General features: G+C 73.7%; 6 protein-coding genes. 3 read left to right on the top strand and 3 right to left on the bottom strand.

Going from position 1 to position 4,619, the window contains the following annotated elements:
- The coding region (locus E1166_RS29635) for a beta-galactosidase (RefSeq protein WP_132343130.1) at nucleotides 1-1,741 on the top strand (1,741 nt) is incomplete at its 5' end.
- Between the two features lie 23 nt (nucleotides 1,742-1,764).
- Here E1166_RS29635 and E1166_RS29630 read toward each other — a convergent pair.
- On the bottom strand, nucleotides 1,765-2,415 hold the full coding sequence (locus E1166_RS29630) for a LysE family translocator (protein ID WP_132343129.1): 651 nt from the start codon (nucleotides 2,413-2,415) through the stop codon (nucleotides 1,765-1,767).
- A 105-nt stretch (nucleotides 2,416-2,520) separates the two neighbouring features.
- Here E1166_RS29630 and E1166_RS29625 point away from each other — a divergent pair, with 105 nt between their 5' ends.
- Entirely contained in the window at nucleotides 2,521-3,090 is a 570-nt protein-coding gene (locus E1166_RS29625; RefSeq protein WP_132343128.1) for a GNAT family N-acetyltransferase, read from the top strand.
- Nucleotides 3,091-3,138: 48 nt separating this feature from the next.
- On the opposite strand, the gene E1166_RS29620 is transcribed toward E1166_RS29625, so the two are convergent.
- Nucleotides 3,139-3,534, bottom strand: a complete 396-nt coding sequence (locus E1166_RS29620) for a DUF1232 domain-containing protein (RefSeq protein WP_132343127.1) — start codon at nucleotides 3,532-3,534, stop codon at nucleotides 3,139-3,141.
- A 112-nt stretch (nucleotides 3,535-3,646) separates the two neighbouring features.
- On the opposite strand from E1166_RS29620, the gene E1166_RS29615 reads away from it, so the two are divergent.
- On the top strand, nucleotides 3,647-4,132 hold the full coding sequence (locus tag E1166_RS29615) for a DUF1992 domain-containing protein (RefSeq protein ID WP_132343126.1): 486 nt from the start codon (nucleotides 3,647-3,649) through the stop codon (nucleotides 4,130-4,132).
- 111 nt (nucleotides 4,133-4,243) lie between these two features.
- On the opposite strand, the gene E1166_RS29610 is transcribed toward E1166_RS29615, so the two are convergent.
- Nucleotides 4,244-4,619, bottom strand: a 376-nt coding sequence (locus E1166_RS29610) for a RidA family protein (protein ID WP_132343125.1), incomplete at its 5' end; no start/stop codon positions are given.

Raw genomic sequence — 4,619 nt, 5'->3', positions numbered from 1 at the left:
GCCCTGGTTCACCCTCGCCCACCCGGACGCGCTGCCGGTCACGGCCGCCGGGGTACGCCTGCGTCACGGCAGCCGCGACACCTACTGCGCCGCCGCTCCCGCCTACCGGGCCGCCGCCCGTCGCATCGCACAGGTGCTCGCCGACCGGTACGCCGCGCACCCGGCGCTGGCGATGTGGCACGTGCACAACGAGTACGGCAGCACCTGCCACTGCGAACACACCGCGGGGGCGTTCCGCACCTGGTTGGCCCACCACTACGGCGACCTCGACACGCTCAACGACGCCTGGGTGACCAGCTTCTGGAGCCAGCACTACTCGGACTGGGCCCAGATCAGCACCCCCCGCGCCACCCAGTACCTGGCCAACCCCGGCCAGTTGCTGGACTTCCGCCGGTTCTGGTCCGACACCCTGCTCGCCGCGTACGTCGAACAGCGGGACCTGCTGCGCGCCGCCAACCCCCGGGTGCCGATCACCACCAACTACGTGCTCGGCGACTGGGTGCCGGTCGATCACGCCCGCTGGGCCCGGGAGGTGGACCTGGTGGCGATCGACCACTACCCGTCGGCCGTCGACGGCGGTGCCGAGGAACAGACCGCGCTCGCCGCCGACCTGGCCCGCGGCTGGGCCCGGCACGCCACCGGCGGCGGATCACCGGCCTGGCTGCTGATGGAGAGCGCCGCGAGTCAGATCCACACCCGCCGGCGGAGTCACACCAAGGAACCCGGGCGGATGGCCCGGCACAGCCTGTCCCACGTCGCGCGCGGCTCCCGGGGAGCGATGTTCTTCCAGTGGCGCGCCCCGGCCGGCGGGGCGGAGCGCTTCCACTCGGCGCTGGTGCCGCACGCCGGCCCGGACAGCCGGGTGTTCCGGGAGGCGGTCGAGTTCGGTGGCGTGCTGGAACGGATCGCCGAGTGCGACGCGGGAGCCGTCGACGCCCGCGTCGCGATCGTCCACGACGTGGCCAGCGGCTGGGCGCTGCAGCACCCTGGTCTGCCGTCCGAGGCACTCGACCACCAGGCCGAGGTCGCCGCCGCGCACCGGGCACTGTGGAGCACCGGGTACGCCTGCGACATCGTCGTTGCCGGCGACGACGTGCGGACGTACCGGCTGCTGGTGCTGCCCGCGCTCTACCTGGCCTCCGACGCCACCGCCGACTGGCTGCGTGGGTACGTCGCGCGCGGCGGACACCTGCTGGTGACCTGGCTCAGCGGCGTCGCCGACGAGCACGCCCGGGTCCGTCTCGGCGGCTACCCGGGCGCTTTCCGGGACGTGCTGGGGGTACGGGTGGAGGAGTTCCATCCGCTCGCCGACGACGAGCAGGTACCGCTGTCGGGCGGCGGCACCGGGCGGATCTGGGCCGAGACGGTGCACCTGGCCGGGGCGCAGACCATCAGCGCGTACGTCGGCGGGACGCTTCACGGCCGGCCCGCGGTCACCCGGCATCGCTTCGGCGCGGGCACCGCCTGGTACGTCTCGACCCGCCCCGACGACGAGACGTACCGGCGGCTGATGGTCGAGGCCGCCGGCGCCGCCGGAGTCGAGCCGGTCTGCCCGGACGCCCCACCCGGCGTCGAGGCGGTCCGCCGCCGCGCCGGCGAGGCGAGCTGGCTGTTCCTGCTCAACCACACCGACCGGCCGCAACCCGTCCCGGCCGTCGGAGTGGACCTGCTCACCGACACACCGGTCGACGGCACGGTGGTGGTGCCGGCCGGTGGCGCCGCCGTGGTCCGCGAGACCTGACCGCCCGAGTGGCCCAGGCGGGGTCAGGGCATCGCGACGGCGGCACGGGAGCGGTCGGCGGCGATGCGCACCGCGAGGCCCGCCAGCACACCACCCATCACGTACCGCTGTGCCCGGGCCCAGTCGGGCCGGCTGGACAGGAACGTCGACACCGTGCCGGCGGTCAGCACGATCAGCCCGTTGACCGTCAGCGCGACCGCGATCTGGGTGAGGCCGAGCAGCAGACTCTGCACGGCCACCTGCCCGCGCGCCGGCTCGACGAACTGTGGCAGCAGCGACACGTACAGGATCGCGATCTTCGGGTTGAGCAGGTTGGTGACCAGGCCCATCGTGAACAGCCGGCGGGGCCGGTCCGGCGGCAACGGCGTCGGCGTGAACGCCGAACTGCCGCCCGGGCGCAGCGTCCGCCACGCCAGCCAGAGCAGGTATGCCGCCCCGGCCAGCTTCACCGCCGTGTACAGCGGCGGCACCAGCACGAACACCGTGGCAATGCCGGCCACCGCGGCCGTCAGGTAGACCAGGAAACCGACCGCCACCCCGAGCAGGGAGACCAAGCCGGCCCGCCGACCCTGGGTCACGGACCGGGACACCAGATAGACCATGTTCGGCCCGGGCGTGAGCACCAGACCCAACGCCACCAGACCGATCCCGACCAACGCACCCACCGTGACCATCGACGCCCCCCGTCCTCGTTTCGGTGACCGTAGCCGTGCCACCACACCGGCCCGACAGCCAATTGGCGACTGCTGGCCCGGGCGATGGTGGGTCACACTGCACGGATGTCGATGATGTTGCGTGTCCCGGCCACCGCGTCCGCCCCCGCGCTCGTCCTGCGCCCGTGGCGGGTTGACGACGTCGAGGCGCTGGTGGCGGCGCACCGTGACCCGATGCTGCGGGCACACACGCGCCATCCGTTGCGGGACGTCGCACAGGCCCGCCGCTGGGTGGCCCGCGCCGAGCAGGGCTGGGCGGCGGGGTGCCGGTTCAGTTTCGCGGTCTGCGAGGTGGCCGGCGCCACCGAGCGGCTGGTCGCCCACGTGCTGCTCAAGGAGGTCGTTCCCGGCCGCCCCGACGCGGAGGTGGGCTACTGGACCGCCGCCGACGCCCGTGGCCGGGGAGTGGCCCCGCGAGCGTTGGAGGCGGTCTCCGCGTGGGCGTTCACCCGGTTCGCGGCCGCCGGGCTGACCCGGCTGGAACTGCTCCACCAGATCGACAACGAGGCCTCCTGCCGGGTGGCGGAGAAGACCGGGTACGACCTCGTCGAGGTGCTGCCGGCTCGGCCGCCATGGCCGCGGGACGGGCACCGCCACGTACGGCTGCGCCCGGCCGTGGCCACGCCCGGCCGCTGATCCACGGCCCGTGTCAGGTCCACCTTTCGGCCCGCCGCGCAGGCCCGGTCAGGCCCCGGCCGGGCCGAGCAGCCGCAGCAGCAGGCGCGGCTCGCCGGGCCAGGCGGCCAGCAGCACCTCCCGGGGCACCTGCCGCCCGGCGTAACGCAACGCCAGGGCGATCACCACGATGTCGTCCAGCGGCCCGATGACCGGCAGGAACTCCGGGATGAGGTCGATCGGGCTGGCCAACCACAGCGCGGCCAGCACGACCGCCACCCGGGCCGGACGGGGCACACGCGGATCGGCGCGCAGCCGGCGTACCGCGGTCAGGCAGTCGGGGACGAACGCCGCCAGGTCACGCAGCAGGCCCGGGGGCAGCCGCCGGGCGAGCAGCACCAGCACCGCCCAGCTGGCGATCACGCACGCCGCCGCCACCGCGAGGCCCACCAGCCAGTCCCACATGCGCACTCCTCCACTGTCCGGCCTCCGATCCTCCGCTCGGGAACGGCCCGCCGTCCGCCGGGACGTGTTGCCCCGCCGGAGAGTGATTACCGTAGGGGCAGGAGGTGTCGGGATGAGCAACGACATGGAGGCGAGGGTCGAGGCGCAGATCCGCTCCGCGCTGGAGCGCGGGGACTTCGACAACCTGCCCGGTGCGGGCAAGCCGATCCCCGGGCGAGGGCTGCCCTACGACGAGTCGTGGTGGATCACGAGCTTTCTGGAGCGCGAGGCGCTGCCCACCGACCTGCTGCTGCCCACACCTTTGCAACTGCGTCGCAAGATCGAGAATCTTCCGGACGAGGTCCGCGACCTGCCCACCGAGCAGGCCGTCCGGGCGGTCGTCGCCGACCTCAACGCGCAGATCGTGGCCTGGCTGCGCTACCCGGACGGGCCCCGGGTCGCCGTCGGTCCCGTGGACGTCGAGAACGTGGTACGGCAGTGGCGCACCCAGCGGCAGCCGGCAGTGGCCTCGCCGGCCGCGCTGACGACCTCGCCGCCCGATCCCGCCGCGCCCGCCCGCCGGCCCTGGTCGTGGCGGGTGCTCTGGCGCCGCCGCTGACCGCTGCCGTCGTGCCGGACGACTGGCAGGCAGCCGGATCCGGCATGGCCGCCGGCCACGACCAGTTGGTCCTGCCGGGAGCGGAAGGGTTGCCCCTGCTCCAACCCCTTGTCAGTTGCGGCTGGTGCCCACCGGCATCTGGTCGGCTGCGGGCACCGACGCGGTGACCTCGACTTCGAGCAGCGCGTCGGGGTGGAACAGCCGGGCGACCTCCACGGTGGTGCTGGCCGGTGGCTGCCCCGGAAACCAGCGCCGTCGTACCTCGCGCAGCTCGGCGAGCCGGTTCAGGTCGGTGACGAAGGTACGGACATGGGCGATGTCGGCCATGGTGGCGCCGTGGGCGGCAAGCAGCGCGGCGACGATCTCAAAGATGCGGTCGCCCTGTGCCGCCATGCTGTCGATGCCGACCAGTTGGCCATCGTCGTCGACCGCGATCTGACCGGACAGCATCAGCAGATCCCCGATGCGGGCGAGTTGGGAGTAGGGG

Source organism: Micromonospora sp. KC213 (assembly GCF_004348325.1).
In the GTDB taxonomy this organism is placed as follows: domain Bacteria; phylum Actinomycetota; class Actinomycetes; order Mycobacteriales; family Micromonosporaceae; genus Micromonospora.
Note: the sequence above shows the minus strand (reverse complement) of the source record. Positions and strands in the feature narration are given on the sequence as shown.

Coding starts and splice junctions, on each gene's coding strand:
- E1166_RS29630 (WP_132343129.1), bottom strand. CDS start 2,415: ATGGTCACGGTGGGTGCGTTGGTCGGGATCGGTCTGGTGGCGTTGGGT.
- E1166_RS29625 (WP_132343128.1), top strand. CDS start 2,521: ATGTCGATGATGTTGCGTGTCCCGGCCACCGCGTCCGCCCCCGCGCTC.
- E1166_RS29620 (WP_132343127.1), bottom strand. CDS start 3,534: ATGTGGGACTGGCTGGTGGGCCTCGCGGTGGCGGCGGCGTGCGTGATC.
- E1166_RS29615 (WP_132343126.1), top strand. CDS start 3,647: ATGAGCAACGACATGGAGGCGAGGGTCGAGGCGCAGATCCGCTCCGCG.